The sequence below is a fragment of the Streptomyces sp. NPDC054932 genome (assembly GCF_053610205.1).
Genome location: NZ_JBSGXU010000170.1, coordinates 1 through 17,547 on the forward strand (window position 1 = coordinate 1; position 17,547 = coordinate 17,547).

The following is a 17,547-nucleotide window of genomic DNA, read 5'->3' on the forward strand; positions in this document are numbered from 1 at the left end:
GGCAGCAGGGGCCGGACGGCAACGAGGGTTCTCTGGGACGGCTCGCCGAAATCCTGCGGCTGGAGCCGAGGGCACGAACCGGGTCCAGCGCATCGTCAGGGCCCGCCACCTGCCGTAGGGGCCTGACCTCGCCGGATGCGCGGTCTCCCGGTCCACGGCCCGGGGGACCGCGCGTGTTCCGCTCGGCGGCGCACCCCCTAGGCTGTGCGCGGGTCGGCCCCGGGCGCGGGGTCTCAGGGGGCGGGGAACAGGATGTCCACAGAACGTCACATAGCGGGGCTGCTCCAGCAGATAGCCCGTCAGCAGGACATCGTCGAGATCGCCCCCCAGGGCTCCACGCCGAAGGCGGCCGCCCTGGCACACGTGGCGGAGCAGTACGGCTACACGTACGGCATTGCGTACAGGACCGGGTTCAAGAATTCGCTCGTCCAGGTCCGGATGTACCGGGACCCGCGGCCCGACGCGCGCGTCCGTGAGGCGGCCACCATCACCGCCCATCCGCAGGCGGGCAACGGCGGGACCGTGCCCGGGCTGGAGCAGGGCTCGCTGAAGCCGCTGCCCGAAGCGGCCGGTGCCGTGGCCGTGCTGAAGGACCTCATCACCTTCGACGTCATGGCCCTGTACATCGTCAACCGGAGCCAGAAGGTGATGGGCTACCTCGCCTGCGCGGTCCTGGCCGTCATCCTGCTCATCGACAGGTCGCCGGTCGAAGCGGTCGCCTCCGGCGGGGCGGTCGCGCTGTTCTTCACCGTGGCGTTCAAGGCGGGCGAGATCCGTCGCAGGACGATCGCACAGCGGCTGACGGCCGCCGGGTTCCTCGCGGTGCGCGACGAACAGGGCAGCCAGCGGTTCCTGCGCCCCGGGCAGCAGTTGCCCGGTCACGCCGACCCGTTCGCCGCCTGAGGCCCTGGCCTGCGGCGCTGGGCCGGCTCCGCTGCGCCGCGCTTGCCCACTGGCCGCAGGATCCGCATCCGTCCGAACCTCATCGGGACGAGCGATGTCGCTCGCCGGAGAGCCCGCGCCCGGGAGCCGAACAGGGTCGATTCAGTCGAGGACGGCGTCGATCTCCACTTCGACCAGCCAGGCAGGGTCGATGAAGCGAGAGACCTCGACGAACGTGGTCGCGGGCCGGACGGATGCGAACCGTTCGCCGTGTGCTCGGGCGGCTTCCTTCCACGAGGTCACATCGGTGAGCATGATGCGGGTACGAATGACGTCTTCCACCGATGCCCCAGCCGCTTCCAGTGCACGCTCGGCGATGTCCAGGCACCTCACCGTCTGCGCATAGACGTCACCCGGTCCCACGGTCGAGCCGTCGTCTCCGATGGGAGCTGTGCCGGCGACCGCCACGTAGGTGCCTCCTCGAACTGCCCGTGAGAAGCCGATCTGCGGTTCCAGCGGTGATCCTGAGCTCACAGTCTGTCGATCCATCAAGTCATGGTGCGCCAGACGGTGTTCGATGGCCAACCACCAGGCCTGTTCTGTCCGGATCGCGAGAGCCCAGCCCCTACCGATCGGCAGTGTTTGCGGCGCCGGCCGACCGTACCGCCATGAGGAGCCCGGGCGATGCGGACGGAGCGAAGGGCTCGAAACGGCCCCGCAAAAGCAGCCGTACCCAGATGCGCCGGCTTCGTCCCGGCGCCGCGGCGGGGTCCTCGCGCGGAAGCCCCGGCCGGATGTGTTCCGGCCGGGGCTCCTGTCGTGGGTGGGGTGGGGCGGGGTGCGGTGTCTGTCAGCCGATCGTCACGACCTGTTCGGCCTGGGGTCCCTTGGGGCCCTGGGTGACGTCGTATTCGACCTTGGCGCCTTCGGCGAGTTCCTTGAAGCCGGTGGTCTGGATGGCGGAGAAGTGGACGAACACGTCGGGTCCGCCGTCGTCCTGCTGAATGAAGCCGAACCCCTTCTCCGCGTTGAACCACTTCACAATGCCTGTTGCCATCGGTGTCCCTTGTCGACGTGCCGCACGGGCCGCGGTGTGCGGCCGGTCTTGATCGTGCCCATCCGTTGCGCGCATCACACGCCGCCATTGCGGGCGGCGGTGACCGGCGACGTGTGACGGCTGCCGGACCTGCCCGCGGCCGGCAGCGCCACGGGGCGGGGACCAGCAGCGCCACGGGGCGGGGAACAGCACCGACAAGTGCGGCTCCCCGCAGTCGCTATTGCACCCTCCTCCGGGAGGGGTCTGTCGTTGACGCGCTGATACGGGCGTGAGCTCCACCCGGACAGAGTGCTCGCGTCCGGGTGTGGCGCTGCCGCCGTTGCCGCCGGGAGTATCTCGTGTGCCGGTCGGCCCGGAACAAGTGATCATGGCCCTGGCACCCGATCCCTGCCCCAGCCGCAAACGGACCACCCGAGAGGATCCAACACCTGATGTCCATATGGACTTCGATCGTTGCCGTACTCGGTACCCTCGCCGGTGCCCTGACCGCCGGACTCCTCCAGCACCGTTCGGCACGCACCGCGCGCGCCGAGGAGCGCACCGACAGCCATCGCCAGGACCGGCTCGGCGCCGTGACCGACTTCGCGGCCGCCCTGGACGCGCACCGCTCGGCGATGTTCCACCGGGAGCGTCTGGCCCTGGCCGAGGCAGGCCCCGAGCACCAGCTGGAGGCCCAGACGAGGTCCCACGACACCCGCGCGGCAATCACCGCGCCCCACATCCGCCTTCAGGTCCTGGTCCCCGAGCTTTCCGGCCCCGCCCAGCAGGCCGCAGATGCCACGTACGCACTGCGCAAGGCGATCGACCGGACCGAGCTGGACGCCCGGCGGCGTGCGGCCAAGGAAGCGTCCGTCGCGTTCATTGCCGCGGCCGCCGCGCTGCTGAGCCCCAACGGCCCCTGACCGGGGGCGACCGCTGCCGGCGTCCTGGCCGTCTTCAGTCGCTTCATCAGCCTTGTTCCCGGCTGCCGGACCGGCGTTTGCGGACTGTGGCCCGGACGCCCGTCGCCGGGCCGTCTCAGGCCAGGACGTTCACGGCCCTGGCGACGACGAGTCCCAGGATCATGAGGGAAAGGATGGACTGGAGGGTCATGACGCTCTTGGCCCAGGGGGCGAGCGGCATGACGTCGGTGGGGCTCAGCGCGGTGGAATTGGTGAACCCGAGGTAGAGGTAGTCGATGTAGTGGGGGCGCCAGTGCGGGGCGTTCAGTTCGGGGCTGAGCTGTTGGGGGAAGGCGAGCGCCGGAGTGGGGGGCATGTGGTGGGCCCGGGCGGCCGGACCGCCGCTGTCGAGTTCGAAGTACAGGAGGGAGAAGGCAAGGACGGTGGAGGCCCAGACGCTACCGCCGGCCAGCAGGAGGGCATTGGCGGAGCTGGTCTCGTGCCCGCCGTGGATGAGATCGTCGATCAGCTGGACGGTCGACCAGATGGCGCTGCCCGCGAGCACGACGACCAGGGCGATCGCCACTGAGCGCAAGACGGTGGAGCGGCGGCTGATCCGACCGGGGTCTCCCGAGATCAGCGCCACCAGCAGGAGGCCTTCGGCGAGGGGAAGCGCCCATCGGGGCCCAAGACGCAGGTCGTCGGGCAGCAGCAGGGTGAGGACAGCAGAAGCGACGACCGCTGCGGCCATCGGCCAGCGGCTCTCGGTGCGGACAGCAGATCTCGGCCCCGGCTCGCGCGGGCTCATGCGGTCCGTTGCGGACGGGTTCTGTCCGGTCACGGCCGACTGCTTTCCGGGCCCGGTGGCAGCTCAGATCGCATGTGCTGCCGAGGTCATACGGGGTCGGTGTTGCGGATGGTGCCGGTCGTCCTCGATGTCGGGTTCATGTGCCGCTCCTCGCAGGTGAAGGCGTACGGGGTGGCTGCCCGGCCGACCTGGACGACCGCGCCCGGGACTTGCCCGGGATGACGCGGCGCCGGACCTCGCATCCACCGTAGACCGGGGTGATCAAGGACCACAGCCGACACGCTCCGCCGCGTGCGGTGGAAGGGAGAAGACCCTCCGAGCGCGGCGTCCACCGCTTCGGCGGACAGGCCGGCGTCGCGCAGCATCCCGGCCCACCCGGGCGGCGATCCGCTCCAGCGCGGCGGTGGCGCGTCCGCGGTGGTGGCGGTCGTTGCCCGGCCGTCCCGGCCAGGAGGGCGGCCAGTGGCTCGGGCAGCGGTACTGCGGTGTCGCGGACCGGGGCAAGTGTGCGGTCCAGTCCGCGAGCGGTCCTGCGGGGTCGGCGCGCCGGATCTCGCCTACGCATCGCTGGATCCTGCGCGACGGTTCGCTCTGGTTTGCGAGTGATCAGCCGGAGGCCTCGTCGTCGAGTTCCTCGCCGTAGTGCCGGTGCCACCGTCCCCGGGGAATGTCCCGGGCGGGAGCCTCGGCGCCGGGGCGGCGGGGTACGACGGGCAGCGGCCCCGGGGCTGTTTCGATGAGGTGGATCAGCGTCCAGCCGACGCCGTAGCAGTCGTCCGGGCCAAAGCAGGCAGCCAGTGCGCGGGCTTCCTCCGTGGTGACGGGCTTGGTGATGGCCTCCAGTTGCAGTCCGCGTCGGTCGATCTCTTCTTCAGTGGAGTCCCAGTCGGGCAGCGGGCCGTCGGCGACGAAGATCTGGACTTCGGTTCTCATGCGCGGATGATCAGCTGCCGATGCCGGACGGGGCAAGCGGGGTGACAGTCATGGTGAGACGCCACTGCACAGCGTCGAGCGGGAACGGCTGCACCGCCCGCAACGGCGTCCTCACCGGCGCGTCGTCCTCCTGTGGGGCTGCAGTGGCGACAGCCGGTCGGGCAGGGCGCTCACCGCTCACGTCACCAGGCGCAGCGACGTTCCCGCGATGCCCAGCCGTACGCTCTGGCCCCAGGTCAGCTCCAGGGCGTCGCTCTCCATTCCGTCGCCGAAGACCACGATCCGGTCCGACTCCACGGTCAGCTGCAGCGTCTGCCCCCGCCCCAGCTCGCCGGCGACCTTCGTCGTTCCGGTCGTGGGCGACGGCCATGCCTCGCGCACGAACCACAGGAGACGCCGGTCGCAGGGTGCGGGCAGCCCCGCCGAGCTGCCGCGCTCCAGCCACAGGGAACGCAGCCAGCCGGTGGCGCCCGTGCCGGTGCCCACCAGCACCCCGGAGGATGCCTGGGCCTCGCCCGGGCCCTTCTCGCCGTCGGCGCCCAGACGGTAGCGGGCCGTCTGGTGACCGGGCGAGCCCAGGTAGATCTCGTTCAGCGCGAGTAGGCGCTGGGTGTCGTCGGCGACGGCCTCGACCATGGTCAGCTCCTCCGCCCGGCCCCCGGCGGCGGTCGCCGCACGCAGCAGGGCGGCCGTGTCGGCGCAGCGGTGACGGACCAGGACCCCCGGGTTGCGCCCCGGGTCGGTGTCGATGCCCACCACCGGCTGTCCGCGCAGGTACTTCGCGGTGTTGGCGACGAGGCCGTCCTGGCCGACCACGACCACCACGTCCTCCGGGGCGAACAGGAAGCGGTCCAGGTCCGCCCGCTCCACCCGGGAGCTGCGCCAGGTGAGCGGCACCGCTGCCGCCACCTCCCGCAGCGCCTGCCGCGTGCCCTCGTGGCGGCGGAGCACCTCGTCGATCGAGCGGCCCCGGCTGGAGAGGAAGAACGCGGCCTGCCCGTGCGTCCCGTGCCGGGCGAGCAGTTCCTCGTACTCGGTCCTGCGGTGCACGATCACCGCCCGCGGGGCCAGGCTCACTCGCCCGTGCCGCCTTCCGGACGTCCGAGCCTGGTGAGGAGTCCGGTGAGGACGTCGGGAGAGAGTGTGATGCTCTCGATCCGCGGCAGGTTCTCCGCCAGCCGGGTCACCGCCAGGGCGTGCAGCGTTCCCGTGCCGGCTTCGTCGTGGACGCGCAGCCAGGCGGCCTGGGCCTCGGCGCGTGCCGCGCCCGTCTCGCGCGCCGCCTCGGCGTCCGCGCGGGCCAGGCGGACCTTGCGGGCCGCCTCGGTCTCGGTGCGTATGCCGTCCGCCGCCGCCTTTTCCTCGGCCTCGCGGCGGGTGTTGGTGCCGCGCTGGTCGATCAGCTGCTCCTCGCGCCTGGCCAGTTCGATCTGACTGGCCAGCTCGTTCTCGGCGATGGCGCGCTCACGCTCGACGGCGACGGCCCGCCGTTCGTAGGTGGCCCGGTCCGCCTCCTGCTGGATCTGCTCGCGGGCCGGGGTGCGCAGGGCGCGCTCCACCTCGGCCTCGGGGCGGATCGCCACGACCCGTACGGTCACCACTTCGATGCCGGTGGCCGGGAGTCTGGGCTCGGCGGCGAGACCGGCGGCGACGCTCCCCCGTACGGAGGCGACGCCGTCCACCAGGGCGACGGCCAGTGGAGTCCGGGCCAGTACGTCCAGCGTGTGCTGCTGCGCGGTCTCGGTGAGGAGGGTGGCGATCTGCTCCAGGGGGGCGCCGCGCCAGCTGCCGGTGTCCGGGTCGACGGAGAAGTCGAGTCGGTCCGCGGCTTCGGCCGGGTCGCTGATCCGGTAGGTGACGGTGGCCTGCACGGCGACGTCCTGGAAGTCGGAGGTACGGGCGTGGAACGCCATGGCCAGCTCCCGGTCGTCGACCGGCACTTCGGAAAGCGCCGCCGAGAGCGACCGGTACCAGAAGCTGAGTCCCCGTCCGTCGTGGACGAGTCGGCCGCGCTTGTGGTGGCGGATGTGGGTGGTGGGCGCGGAGCGCAGATGACGCCAGCCGAAGCGCCGGGTGATGTCGGCCATGGCGGACCCCCTTAATTTCGTCAATGCGACGATAACTAGAAGTGTTCATATCGTCAAGGGGACGAAAAGAGGGGGTGCGGGCCGGGTCGTCGGCGCATGAGGCGGCCCGCTTCCGCAGCAGCATCAGGGCTTCCCGGTCACCGATGCCGATCCGGTAACGGCAGAGGGGCCGGGTGCCTGCGGCTGTGTCTCTCCTGCGTTATGCGGGGTAGAGAACGCAATTGATCCCGGCCAGGCTTTCGTGCAGCTCGCGAGCCCCCAGGGCGACACGCTCGTCAGAATCCCGCGCCAGCTCCTCGCAGATCCGCATCGCGTCGTCGCGGTCGGCGGCGTAGACGGCGAATGCGTCGAGGATCGCGGTGTGGATCCAATCGCCATGGTTCGGGCCGGCGACTGCCAGCGCGGACGCGACCACGCTCAGCCCGGCCCTGTCCTGCCGTCGCAGCAAGGCCTCTGCGGTCACCCGTGTGACGAAGGTGTCCTCGCGGTCGAGCACCAGCTCCAGCAGCGGCCCGGCAGCCTCCTCCATCTCGGCAAAGCCCGCCAGAGCGCGACCGGCGTCCGCCCGGTCCCCGGAGTCGCTGCTTCGCCCGAGCTCGCCGAGCGCCGTGACAGCCGCATACCGCAGGGCACTGTTCACCGGCTTGCCCATCCCTCCCGCAAAATTTCGGCCAACCTAGCACCACCACGGTTCCCCAACGGCCGACCGGGGCCTGCACGGCGGCCGGCCACCGCCCGGTGGGGAACGATCGCCCGGCTCACGGGTGCGGGCGGAGCCCGTAGGAAGGGGGACGGTCGGCAAGCTCGCGTGGGCCATCCTGCGTAACGTCCGCCCCAGGGCCGCCGGGATGCCGGTAGGCCAGGGACTCGCCGCGCGGAACGGAGCCGGGGCCGCCTCCGGGTGCGTGTCCCGGTCCGGCCGAGGATGGTGGAGTCCTGGCTCTTCCTTCCGCGCTCCGCCGGGGGCACGGCGGCCTCTGGGAGGTTCGATGCGGCGTGTGCTCGCTCTTGTGCTCTCCGGGCTGTTCGCGGCTACGACGGGCTGTTCCCGAGAAGCGACGGTCACCACCACACCGGCGAGCAGCAGGCCGGTCCGGGAAGCGGCGCCCGTCATGGAGCAGTCGGCCCCTGCACCGTTCCGGCCCGCTTCCGCCGCGGTAGGGGCCACCCTCGATCTCACCGGCCTCGAGGACGGCGAGAAGCTCGCCGTCACCCTCGTGAAGATCGTGGACCCGGCCCGCGCCAAGAACCCGCACTCCACCCCCGAGGCGGGGGCGCGGTACGTGGCGGTCCAGTTCCGGCTCAAGAACACCGGCGCCGCCGTCTACCAGGACTCTCCGGGCAATGGGGTGAAGGTCGTGGACACCCAGGGCCAGCAGTTCGGCGCGGCATACACGGAAACGAGCGCCGGCCCCGAGTTCCCCGGCAGCATCACCGTCGCGCCCGCGGACACCGCGCTGGGATTCATCGCCTTCGAGGTTCCCGGCACATCCGAGATCTCCAAGGTGCAGTTCTCCATGAACAGCGGCTTCTCCCCGAATACGGGCCAGTGGAACGTGCCCTGACCCCCACCCCGATCGGTACCGCCGACGGCGGGCGGACGGTCCCCCGTACGGGCGGCTCGACGGGCACCCGTCTGCGGACGGCCGGAGGATCAGTGCGGGAACACGCGACGGGAGCCGATCAAGGATGCCGAACACCGCCGGTTGCCCGAAGAGGGCGCGGATCGTCCTGTCAGGCGTGCTGGTCCTGGCCGGGGTCGTCGTGACCGGGTGCAGCGGTGGGGACCGCGGCGCCGGGCAGGTGCCCGGAGCGGGGCCTCACCCCCCGGCGGCCGGCTCCGGCAGGGTCACCGTCGTGTACGAGGACCGAACGGTCGAACCGGAGGACCGGGAGGTCGTGGCGCTGATCCGGGACTCCCGTGTGCTGGAGCGTTCGGCCGACTGGGTGAACAGATCACTCACCCTCCCGCACGACTTGGTCGTGAAGGTCACCGCCGCCGTGCCGCGCGGCGTCACCGACGCCGTCACCCAGCCCGACGGCAGGACGATCTTCATCCCGCCGTCGTTCCTGTCCGAGATCGAGAAGGCCCTCGCCGACGTCGTGAAGACCGTCGAGCGGCCCGCCCCGTTCCCCGCGTCCGAGTACAACACCGACGACCTGACCGTGCTGTCGACCGAGTTCATCTTCGGCCACGAGATGGGCCACGCCCTGCAACGCCAGCTCCTCCTGGCCAACCTCGGCCTCGAAGAGGACGCGGCGGACGGCTTCGCGTCCTTCTACACCGTCAACGAGGTCGGGCCGGACCCGTCGCTGGCCGCCGCGATCCTCTTCGACGAGATCGCCCGCAAGGAAGGCCGGCCGACCCTGGAGGGCATGTCGAGCGACCACCCCGTCACCCAGCAGCGGGCCTTCAACTTCCTGTGCTACCTGGAGGGCAGCGACCCGAAGAAGTACCAGGAGTCCCTGGTCGACAGCGGCTACCTCCCGAAGACCCGCGCCCCCCTGTGCCCGCAGGCGTGGGCGATGCTGGACTACGGCTGGTGGACCCAGCTCCAGCCCCACTTCAGCACGGCGTTCAGGGCCCGGGGCGACGAGGAGCAGAAGAAGGCGCACGCGCGGCTCATCGCGGAGACGCAGGCGCTGGCGAAGCGGATCGACGAGATCCGCAGCGCTCAATGAGCCCGTCCGGCACAGGCCCGGGAGGCTCTGCAGGCGGTCCGACTCCGGTGGCCTGCAGGAACGAGGGTGCTGACGGCTGTCAGGCGGCGGGGCAGGGTGGGTTGAAGTCGACCGCCGTGAAGTACCGGGCCCATTGGGCTCTGGTGATCCGGGGGTATGCGCTCTCGCAGATGCGGGCGGTGGTCCTGTCCAGGCCGGTGTCCCACAGCCGGATCGTGAAGTCGTTGCCGCCGGTGGCCAGGGTGTTCCCGTCCGGGCTGAAGGCCACGGCCGGTACGGGGTTCGAGTGGCCGGTGAGGACGGTGGGGGTGGCCGAGCCGCCCACGTCCCAGAGCAGGGCCTTGCCGTCCCCGGCGCCGGCTGCCAGTCGGCGGCCGTTCGCGTCGAAGATCACGGTGTAGAGCCAGGAGCCGGACGCCGTCAGCCGTGTCGTCTTCGCCGGGCGGCCGATGCCGTCGACGTCGATCAGCCGGACCGTCTTGTCCGTTCGGTGGAAGGCGGCCAGTCTCCGGTTGTCGGGGCCGAACACGCCGCCGGTCAGGGGGTCGGTTCGCAACGGGGACGGGAGTTCCCTGGGGGTGCTCGGTTCGCTGATGTCCCAGAACCGCAGCGAGCCGGACTCGCCGGTGCTCGTCACCAGCGTGCGGCCGTCGGGCCGGAAGGAGGCCGTCGTGACGTGCGGCCCGTCCTCGGCGATCCGGCTCAGTCGCCGGGGGTTGCCGGGATCGGTCAGGTCCCACAGTCCGGCCGTGCTCTGTGCCCAGAGGGCCAGCAGACGGCCGCCCGGGGCGAAGCGGGCGCCGGCGACTTCGCCGGCGCCGGGGCTGATGACCGATGTCAGCCGGGGCTTGCGGGGATCGGTCACGTCCCAGATGCGGGCGGTGCCGTCCTCGCTCGCGGTGACGAGGGTGCGCCCGTCCGGGCCGAACGCCACGCACCGGACGAACCTGGTGTGCCCGTGCAGGACCGACAGCGGCCACAGGGCCCGGCCGCCGGTGACCTGCCACAGCCGGGCGGTGCCGTCCCAACTGGCGCTGGCGAGCAGGTGGCCGCCGGGGTCGAACGCGAGGGACGTGACCACGTCGTCGTGGGTCGCGAGCGACAGGTCCCGCAGGTCCAGGAGCCGGTCGGAGTTGGCGAGTACGCGGCCGTCCGGGCTGAACGCGGCCTGGTAGAACCCGCCCTGAATCGTGCTGGTCCGCTTCGGACGGGCCGGGGCGGTGACGTCCCAGAACTGGGTGGACCCGCCCACCGAGACCAGCGTGCCGCCGTCCGGGCTGAATGCCACCGACCAGACGATCGCGGGATGGCCGGGCAGGACGGCCGGTGGCTGTGTCCGCCGGCTGCCGGCGATGTCCCAGATCCGTGCGGTACGGTCCCAGCTCCCGGTCGCCACGGTCCGGCCGTCGGGGCTGAAGGCGGCCGAGGTCACGGTGTCGGTGTGTCCGCGCAGGACGTCGAGGAGGAGCGGGTTCGCGGGGTCGTTGACGTCCCACAGTCTGGTGGTGGTGTCGCCGGTGGTCGCCGCCGTGCGGCTGTCCGGGCTGAACGTCACCGAGGTGACGGTGCCGGAGTGACCGGGCAGGGCGGCCAGCAGCCGCGGGTGGCGGGGGTCGTTCACGTTCCACAGCCGCGCTGTTCCGTCGGTGTGGCCGGTGGCCAGGACACCGCCGCCGGGCCGGTACGCCACCCACGTCGGCGCGGACCGCTGGTCCGGCAGGGTGGCCAGCTCGGCGGGCGTACGCCGGTCCGACACGTCCCACAGCCGCACCGAGCGTTCGCTCGCCGTGGCCAGGAGACGGCCGCTCTCGTCGAACGCCACCGACATCAGCCGTTCCGGCTGGTTGACCACGGCCAGCTGTACGGGGTGGCGGGCGTTGCCGATGTCCCACAGCCGGACCGTGCGGTCCCAGCTCGCGGTGGCCAGGACCGTGCTCTTCGGGGCGACGGAAATCGCGACCACGTCGGAGGTGTGGCCGGTGAGCCGGCTCGTGTACGGCGTCGCGAACGTGCTCATGAGCTGGTCGCGGACGTCACTGGTGGCTGCCAGCCGGTAGGCGGCCAGATTCAGCTGTGCGGCGAGCGAGGGGTCGTGCGGGCGTACTTCGGCAGCGTCCGCGGCGGCCTTGCGCGCGATGGCCACGTTGCGCTGGCGGATGGCCGAGTCGCGCGAGTCGACGGCCAGTGCGCCCGCGGTCGCCGCGATGACCACCAGCACGGTGAGCAGCGTGACCAGCTGCCGCAGGCGGACCGTCCGTCGCCTGACCGCCGCGGTTTCGCCGGCCTGCGCTTCGCGGCTCGCGTCGAGGAAGCGCCGTTCCCTGGAGGTCAGCCGGCTGTCGTCGGCGGCGGCCAGGTCCAGTGCGGCGGCCAGGCGGGCGCCCCGGTACAAGGCGTGCGGGTCGCGGTCCTGCGCCTCCCAGCCGGCGGTCGCGTCGGTGAGCTGCCGGTGCAGGAGCAGCTGGTCCCGGTCTTCGGTCAGCCAGCCGCGCAGCCTCGGCCAGCACCGGATGATCGCCTCGTGGGTGATCTCGACGCACCCCTCGTCCAGCGTCACGAGGCGTTGCCGGGCAAGGGATTCGAGGACGTGGACGGTGTCGGGGCCCGGGTCCAGCTCGTCCCTGGTGATCCGGCGCCTGGTGTCCTCCGTGCCGTCGCCCAGCGCGGTCAGCCGGAGGAACAGCGACCTGGCGAGGTCCTGCTGCACCGGCGACAGGGCTCCGTAGGCGGCCTCCGCGGTGTGTGCGAGCGCGTGCCGGATTCCGCCGGCCGCCAGATAGCCCTCCAGGGTCAGGCGGCTGCCGCTGCGCCGGTGCCAGGTCTCGACCATCGCGTGCGAGACCAGGGGCAGCGCACCGGGCTGGCCGGTCGCGTCCGCGACCACGGCCGCCAGCAGGGGGCCGGTCACCGTGCAGTCGGCGAGCAGGGCCGGCCGGGTGATGGCCTCGCGCAGGTCCTGGCTGCTCATCGGGCCGACCGCGATCTGCGCGTCGCACATCGCCTCGACCAGCCGGGGGTCCTGGACGCAGTGGCCGTAGAAATCGGCGCGCACGCCGAGCACCACCCGGGTCCGGCTGGTGCCTGCCGTGGTGGCCGCGATCAACATGGCGATGAAAGCGGCTCGTTCGTCCCGGCCTGCGCAGAGGGTGAAGACCTCTTCGAACTGGTCGACCACGATCAGTGTGTCGACGTCCGGTGTGCGGTCGATCATGGTCTGCCGGATCCGCAGGTGCAACGCCCCGGGATCGTCCAGCAGTTCGGCCGCCAGCGCGCCGGGGGCCTCTCCGGTTGCCGCGGCCAGGTGGATCGCGCATTCCTCCAGGGGGTGCGGGCCCGGCGTGAACAGCATCACCGGCCACCCCGATGCCCGTGCGCGGGCGACGAGCCCCGCCCGGAGCAACGAGGATTTCCCCGATCCGGACGGCCCGAAGACTGCCAGGAACCGGCGGTCGTGCACCTTGGCGAGGACCTCGCCGGTCAGCTGTTCGCGCCCGAAGAAGCGGTCGGCGTCTTCCGGCTGGAATGCCGACAGCCCCGCGTACGGTGCGCTCTTCCGGCTGCTTTCCCCGGGCCCGTCGCCCTGTGCGCCGGCGGCGATCTCGGCAGCGATCTCGGCGGCGGTCTCATGCCATCGGGTTTCCCATGTGCGGCGGTCGCCCTGGCACGCCTCGACGTACGCGAGCGTGACGGCGAGGCTCGGGAGGGTGTCCCCGCCCGCCGCGTCCGACAGTGTCGTGGACGAATAGTGTGCCCTTTTCGCCAGTGCCCGGTAGGGCGGCCGTCCCGCCGCCTCGCGCAGCTTCCTCAGGTCGGCCGCGAAGCGTGTCAGCGGACCGGAGTCCAGGTCGAGCGGGCGTTCGGGGCGTGGCATTGCCTTCCTTTCTGCGGCTTTCCGCAGCCGTGATGGGTGGTGTTTGTCCAGCTATTGATGTCCGGAATCCACGTTCCGGCGCCGGACATCTACCGGCGGCTAGACAGATGCCAGCGCAACCGCGCAACGGCGATACGAAGGAGAACCATGAGGTCTGTGCGACGACTGATGCTGCTGGCGGCGATCACCGGTCTGCTGGCCGGCGCCACGTTGACGGGCTCGCCCGCGGCTGCCGCGGCACCGCTGCTCAGGTCCAACCTGAACGGAAGGTGCGCCGACGTCTTCATGTTCCATCAGGAGAACGGCGCCTCCACCGTGACGTGGGACTGCCACGGCGGCACCAACCAGCAGTGGTACTGGGACGGTGAGCAGATCCGTTCCAACCTGAACGGGAAGTGCCTGGAGATCTACGGTCCCCATCTGGGTGACCAGGGTTCGGTGAGCATGTGGGACTGCCACGGCGGTCTCCACCAGAAGTGGTACCGCAACGGCAGCGAGATCCGTAACCGGGTGAACGGGAAGTGCCTCGACATCCTGGCCGGGCGTCCTGAGATCGGCCAGCTTCTGGTGAGCTGGAGCTGCAACGGCGCGCGGAGCCAGAGCTGGGACTTCTGAACGCCTGCACGGCCCGGCACTTCGCGTGCCGGGCCGTGCGGGGCTGTGCGGGGTTCCGCTCCATTGCCACCGCGAGTGGCTCCGGGATCCGACCGGCCGCGGACGGTCACTCCGCACTGCCGTTCGTGGGGCCGGCGGGACGCGTCCGAAGCCAGTACGAGCGGGCCGCGGCGGTCAGGGCGATGCCGTGGACGGCGAAGGCGGTCATCCCGACCCAGCCGACCAGCAGCGCGTCGCCCGGGGAGTGGAAGTCGCCGGGCCGCACCGTCACCGCGCCGGCCGTGGCCAGGGCCAGGTATCCGCCCCCCACGACACCGTACGGGGCGAGCGTGGCAGCACCGATCAGAGCCGGGGCGAGCGGGAGCCAGCGCGGCACCCGCCGGCCGCGCAGGAACAGCGTCCAGCGAGGGAAGACCTGCCCCCACGGGCGGACCAGGCCCCACAGCAGGAAAACGCCGAGCGCGGCCAGCAGCACGGTGGGGTCCAGCCCCCGGGACTCCAGGGCGAGGAAGATTCCCGAGGCGCCGTTCCGCTCCGAAACCGCGAGCATCTCCTCACCGGTGATCCCCGCGAACGTCCCGCCGCACGCCCAGACCAGCTTCATCGCCGCGTACGGGACGAAGGCCAGCGTCCCTGCACAGGCGGCGAGTTGGAGGGGCCGCGGCGCAGCGGACGGCGCTCGTACGGCAGTACCGGCAGTGCCGGCGGCCTGGCGGTCGGACCGGGCCGTGGCCGCGAGCAGGACAGCCCCGGCCGCCGCGAGGGCCTTGTTCGCAGTGGACGCAAGGCCGTCCACCCCCTGACCGAACATCAGCGTGATCACATCCATCAGCAGGCTGAACGCGGTGATCCCCGCCAGCCCGCAAACCACCCGGAGCAGCACCCGCAACGGTGGCAGCAGCCCGTACCGCACGACCGCCCCGCCGGCCACCGCCCCCAGCACACCCACCATCACGACCGCCCAACCCGGCCCGGAGGCCCCTGAGTCGGCGCCGTGGTAGAGCAAGGGAGTCCCGTTCAGCGCGCACGCCAGGCCGAAGCCGGCATACAGCACCCCCCACAGCATCGTTGCCCGGGCCACCCGGCGCGGCCCTCGCCGCCACCAGGTGCTCCGAAGCGCCCTCGTCGTCCGTTCAGCACCGGTCATGTTCTGAACGTCGCACCGACCGGGGCGGCGTGGCGTCGGCCGCCCGGACGACTGCCCTCCCCCGGCCGGGTGAGTGACCTCTGAGGCCGAGGTACGAGCTGCGGAGGGCAGCGTCCCGGCCGGCCGTCCGTGGGGAATCCGGACCGGCCGCTGCCGGCCCCGCCCGGTCAGTGGCTCAGGGCCTGCTCCAACAGGAACCACAGGATCATCAGGCCCGCCCAGCCCAGCACTCCCAGCGAGCCGAGCGTGATGCCCGTGACCGACGCGATCCGCCCGGACGTCGCTGCCACGCCGCGGCGCAGCGCGCGGACGCCGGAGGCGATGGCGGCGATGCCGAGGGGCAGCGCGAGGAGAACGAGGTACGGCAGCGCCGGCAGGGCACCGAGAGCCAGGAATGCGCCGGAGCCCAGGGCGAGGGATGTCATGCCCGTCTCGGAGCCGCGCGGCGCAAGGTCGAGGTCGAGGTCGGTGGACAGCTGGTCGGTGCTCATGGAGTTCACGGTAGGCCCGGCTTCGTGGCCGGCGTATGGGCGCTGCTACTCGGTCTCCCCTGAGTAGCGGGCCGGTGCGACGCCTGCCGCCGAACGGCCGCTCAGGGCGGGGCGGTCCCGCCTGCCCCACCGGCCGGGATGGCGCCGATCGGGTGGAATACGGGTGAAGATCCGGCGCGCCGCGGGTGCGGCCGCATCCGAAGAAACGATCGGGCCTTGGTACGACGGGCGCGTTCCCACGCGACCGAAAGGTGCTCGCCCATGCCTCCCACAACCCGCAGTGCGCCAGAGCCGGGGACGCCCCGGCGACCGGAGCCCCGCCGTCGGCGCGGTCTGGCGGCGCTGGTCACCGGCATCCTGATGGCCGCCGTCCTGCCCCTGGCCGCGGGGGCCCCGCAGGCGCAGGCCGCCGTCGGCATCGCCGAATACCCCGTACCCACCCCCAGCACCCCGGTCGGCATCACCACCGGCCCGGACGGCAACCTGTGGTTCACCGAGGCGGTCGGCAACAAGATCGGCCGGATGAGCCCGGCCGGCACCCTCATCGCCGAGTACGCCCTGCCCGGCGAGTTCAGCACCCCGCACGACATCACCACCGGCCCGGACGGGAACGTCTGGTTCACCATGCAGCACTTCGACTCCCGGGTCGGGAAGATCGACACGAACGGCACGGTCACCGAGTACCCCCTCCCCGACCAGTTCGTCGAGCCCACCGGCATCACCGCCGGCCCCGACGGGGCCATGTGGTTCACCGAGCAGAACGCCCACCGGATCGCCCGCATCACCACCACCGGCACCCTCACCGAGTACCCCCTGCCCGCCGGCTCCGGCCAGCCGTCCTACATCACCACCGGGCCGGACGGAAACCTCTGGTTCACCGAGATCGGCGACAACCTCATCGGCCGCATGACCCCGTCCGGCGTCGTCACCGAGTTCCCGGTCCCCGGCGGAGGCGGCCCGACCGACATCACCACCGGCCCTGACGGGAACCTGTGGTTCACCGTGTTCGGCGGCAGCCGGATCGGCCGGATCACCCCGTCAGGCGTGATCACCCAGTACGACGTACCGTCGAACGGCCTCGGGCCCCAACCCCAGGACATCGTCGCCGGACCGGACGACAGCCTGTGGTTCACCGACCGCAACAGCGGGCAGATCGGGCGGATCAGCACGTCCGGCGTCATCGCCATGTTCCCCCTGCCCTCCTCGGAGCGCGGCCCCTGGGGCATCACCAAGGGCCCGGACGACGACATCTGGTTCGCCGAGACCTCCAGCTTCATCGGCCACCTCCACCTCACCGACGCCGACCTGGCCGTCACGAAGTCCGACACGGGCTCGGACCCCGTCGTGGAGGGCCAGAACGTGACGTACACGCTCACCGCGACGAACAACGGCCCGCAGACGGCCGAGGGGGTCGTCCTGCAGGACACCCTTCCGGCCGGAGTTCAGTTCGTCTCGGCCTCCCCCGGCTGCACCGCGGCCGGCACCACCCCGGACGTCGTCACCTGTGGCATCGGCACCCTCACCGCCGGAGCGAGCGCCGCGCGGACGCTCACCGTGACGGCCACGACCGAGGACCTCGCCGTCGACACGGCGGGGGTGGCCGGCGCGGTCTCCGATCCGGCCCCGGCCAACGACACCGCGACGGAGACCACCACCGTGGACGCGGTCAGCTGCTTCGGCGAACAGCCCACCATCACCGGCACCCCCGGCAACGACCAGATCAACGGCACGCCCGCACGCGATGTCATCCTCGCCCGCGGCGGCAACGACACCGTCAACAGCGGCGCGGGCGACGACCTCGTGTGCGGCGGACCCGGGGCGGACTCGATCAACGGCGGGCCCGGCACCGACCGTGTCGCGGGCGGCGCGGGTGACGACACCCTCCACGGCAACCCGGGCGACGACACCGTGACCGGCGGCCCCGGCGACGACTCCCTGTTCGGCGACGTCGGCAACGACAACCTCGACGGCGGCCCGGGCACGAACACCAACAACGGCGGCCCCGGCACCGACGTCTGCGCCAACCCCGCAACGGGCCCCGGCTGCCCGTGACCCGATCCCGGCGGGGTGCTCCCGGGACCCGGACCGGGAGC

16 protein-coding genes are annotated in these 17,547 nt (G+C 71.9%); 6 read left to right on the top strand and 10 right to left on the bottom strand.

The features are described 5' to 3' along the window. The first annotated feature begins 252 nt into the window (after nt 1-252). Nucleotides 253-903 (top strand): hypothetical protein, encoded by a 651-nt coding sequence (locus ACWGE1_RS32280; RefSeq protein WP_453423998.1) that lies wholly within the window; start codon nt 253-255, stop codon nt 901-903. A 141-nt stretch (nt 904-1,044) separates the two neighbouring features. Here ACWGE1_RS32280 and ACWGE1_RS32285 read toward each other — a convergent pair whose 3' ends face one another. Both ACWGE1_RS32285 and ACWGE1_RS32290 read right to left on the bottom strand, forming a co-directional pair. Then, a complete protein-coding gene (locus ACWGE1_RS32285; RefSeq protein ID WP_453424013.1) occupies nt 1,045-1,431 on the bottom strand; it encodes a RidA family protein in 387 nt (128 codons plus the stop codon). A 301-nt stretch (nt 1,432-1,732) separates the two neighbouring features. Next, on the bottom strand, nt 1,733-1,939 hold the full coding sequence (locus ACWGE1_RS32290; protein WP_453423999.1) for a cold-shock protein: 207 nt from the start codon (nt 1,937-1,939) through the stop codon (nt 1,733-1,735). A 431-nt stretch (nt 1,940-2,370) separates the two neighbouring features. On the opposite strand from ACWGE1_RS32290, the gene ACWGE1_RS32295 reads away from it, so the two are divergent. Further along, nucleotides 2,371-2,841 (top strand): protein kilB, encoded by a 471-nt coding sequence (locus tag ACWGE1_RS32295; RefSeq protein WP_453424000.1) that lies wholly within the window; start codon nt 2,371-2,373, stop codon nt 2,839-2,841. A gap of 115 nt (nt 2,842-2,956) precedes the next feature. On the opposite strand, the gene ACWGE1_RS32300 is transcribed toward ACWGE1_RS32295, so the two are convergent. The 5 genes from ACWGE1_RS32300 to ACWGE1_RS32320 form a co-directional block, all read right to left on the bottom strand. Then, the gene (locus tag ACWGE1_RS32300; RefSeq protein WP_453424001.1) at nt 2,957-3,661 is read right to left on the bottom strand and encodes a hypothetical protein; all 705 of its coding nucleotides are present in this window, start codon (nt 3,659-3,661) and stop codon (nt 2,957-2,959) included. 573 nt (nt 3,662-4,234) lie between these two features. After that, the gene (locus ACWGE1_RS32305) at nt 4,235-4,561 is read right to left on the bottom strand and encodes a hypothetical protein (protein ID WP_453424002.1); all 327 of its coding nucleotides are present in this window, start codon (nt 4,559-4,561) and stop codon (nt 4,235-4,237) included. 177 nt (nt 4,562-4,738) lie between these two features. Then, nucleotides 4,739-5,638, bottom strand: coding sequence for a hypothetical protein (locus ACWGE1_RS32310; RefSeq protein WP_453424003.1), 900 nt, complete (start codon nt 5,636-5,638; stop codon nt 4,739-4,741). After that, entirely contained in the window at nt 5,635-6,648 is a 1,014-nt protein-coding gene (locus ACWGE1_RS32315) for an SPFH domain-containing protein (protein ID WP_453424004.1), read from the bottom strand. The genes ACWGE1_RS32310 and ACWGE1_RS32315 overlap by 4 nt, the downstream gene beginning before the upstream one ends. A 199-nt stretch (nt 6,649-6,847) precedes the next feature. Next, the gene (locus ACWGE1_RS32320; protein WP_453424005.1) at nt 6,848-7,300 is read right to left on the bottom strand and encodes a hypothetical protein; all 453 of its coding nucleotides are present in this window, start codon (nt 7,298-7,300) and stop codon (nt 6,848-6,850) included. A gap of 346 nt (nt 7,301-7,646) precedes the next feature. Here ACWGE1_RS32320 and ACWGE1_RS32325 point away from each other — a divergent pair, with 346 nt between their 5' ends. Both ACWGE1_RS32325 and ACWGE1_RS32330 read left to right on the top strand, forming a co-directional pair. Continuing rightward, complete coding sequence (locus tag ACWGE1_RS32325; RefSeq protein WP_453424006.1) at nt 7,647-8,213, top strand: DUF4352 domain-containing protein; 567 nt, start codon at nt 7,647-7,649, stop codon at nt 8,211-8,213. A gap of 124 nt (nt 8,214-8,337) precedes the next feature. Next, nucleotides 8,338-9,330 carry a DUF4344 domain-containing metallopeptidase gene (locus tag ACWGE1_RS32330; protein WP_453424007.1) on the top strand — a complete coding sequence of 331 codons (993 nt, stop codon included), beginning with the start codon at nt 8,338-8,340 and terminating at the stop codon, nt 9,328-9,330. 79 nt (nt 9,331-9,409) lie between these two features. Here the strand turns inward: ACWGE1_RS32330 and ACWGE1_RS32335 are convergent, their stop codons facing one another. Then, nucleotides 9,410-13,201: an nSTAND1 domain-containing NTPase gene (locus tag ACWGE1_RS32335; protein ID WP_453424008.1), complete on the bottom strand. Its 3,792-nt coding sequence runs from the start codon at nt 13,199-13,201 to the stop codon at nt 9,410-9,412. Nucleotides 13,202-13,348: 147 nt separating this feature from the next. On the opposite strand from ACWGE1_RS32335, the gene ACWGE1_RS32340 reads away from it, so the two are divergent. Then, nucleotides 13,349-13,816, top strand: a complete 468-nt coding sequence (locus tag ACWGE1_RS32340; protein WP_453424009.1) for an RICIN domain-containing protein — start codon at nt 13,349-13,351, stop codon at nt 13,814-13,816. A gap of 106 nt (nt 13,817-13,922) precedes the next feature. Here ACWGE1_RS32340 and ACWGE1_RS32345 read toward each other — a convergent pair whose 3' ends face one another. Both ACWGE1_RS32345 and ACWGE1_RS32350 read right to left on the bottom strand, forming a co-directional pair. Further along, nucleotides 13,923-14,870: a hypothetical protein gene (locus ACWGE1_RS32345; RefSeq protein WP_453424010.1), complete on the bottom strand. Its 948-nt coding sequence runs from the start codon at nt 14,868-14,870 to the stop codon at nt 13,923-13,925. Nucleotides 14,871-15,130: 260 nt separating this feature from the next. Beyond that, complete coding sequence (locus ACWGE1_RS32350; protein WP_453424011.1) at nt 15,131-15,454, bottom strand: hypothetical protein; 324 nt, start codon at nt 15,452-15,454, stop codon at nt 15,131-15,133. 261 nt (nt 15,455-15,715) lie between these two features. Between ACWGE1_RS32350 and ACWGE1_RS32355 the strand changes: the two genes are divergently transcribed. Beyond that, entirely contained in the window at nt 15,716-17,506 is a 1,791-nt protein-coding gene (locus ACWGE1_RS32355; protein ID WP_453424012.1) for a virginiamycin B lyase family protein, read from the top strand. Nucleotides 17,507-17,547 lie beyond the last annotated feature (41 nt).

Coding starts and splice junctions, on each gene's coding strand:
- ACWGE1_RS32280 (WP_453423998.1), top strand. CDS start 253: ATGTCCACAGAACGTCACATAGCGGGGCTGCTCCAGCAGATAGCCCGT.
- ACWGE1_RS32285 (WP_453424013.1), bottom strand. CDS start 1,431: ATGGATCGACAGACTGTGAGCTCAGGATCACCGCTGGAACCGCAGATC.
- ACWGE1_RS32290 (WP_453423999.1), bottom strand. CDS start 1,939: ATGGCAACAGGCATTGTGAAGTGGTTCAACGCGGAGAAGGGGTTCGGC.
- ACWGE1_RS32295 (WP_453424000.1), top strand. CDS start 2,371: ATGTCCATATGGACTTCGATCGTTGCCGTACTCGGTACCCTCGCCGGT.
- ACWGE1_RS32305 (WP_453424002.1), bottom strand. CDS start 4,561: ATGAGAACCGAAGTCCAGATCTTCGTCGCCGACGGCCCGCTGCCCGAC.
- ACWGE1_RS32315 (WP_453424004.1), bottom strand. CDS start 6,648: ATGGCCGACATCACCCGGCGCTTCGGCTGGCGTCATCTGCGCTCCGCG.
- ACWGE1_RS32320 (WP_453424005.1), bottom strand. CDS start 7,300: ATGGGCAAGCCGGTGAACAGTGCCCTGCGGTATGCGGCTGTCACGGCG.
- ACWGE1_RS32330 (WP_453424007.1), top strand. CDS start 8,338: ATGCCGAACACCGCCGGTTGCCCGAAGAGGGCGCGGATCGTCCTGTCA.
- ACWGE1_RS32335 (WP_453424008.1), bottom strand. CDS start 13,201: ATGCCACGCCCCGAACGCCCGCTCGACCTGGACTCCGGTCCGCTGACA.
- ACWGE1_RS32340 (WP_453424009.1), top strand. CDS start 13,349: ATGAGGTCTGTGCGACGACTGATGCTGCTGGCGGCGATCACCGGTCTG.
- ACWGE1_RS32350 (WP_453424011.1), bottom strand. CDS start 15,454: ATGAGCACCGACCAGCTGTCCACCGACCTCGACCTCGACCTTGCGCCG.
- ACWGE1_RS32355 (WP_453424012.1), top strand. CDS start 15,716: ATGCCTCCCACAACCCGCAGTGCGCCAGAGCCGGGGACGCCCCGGCGA.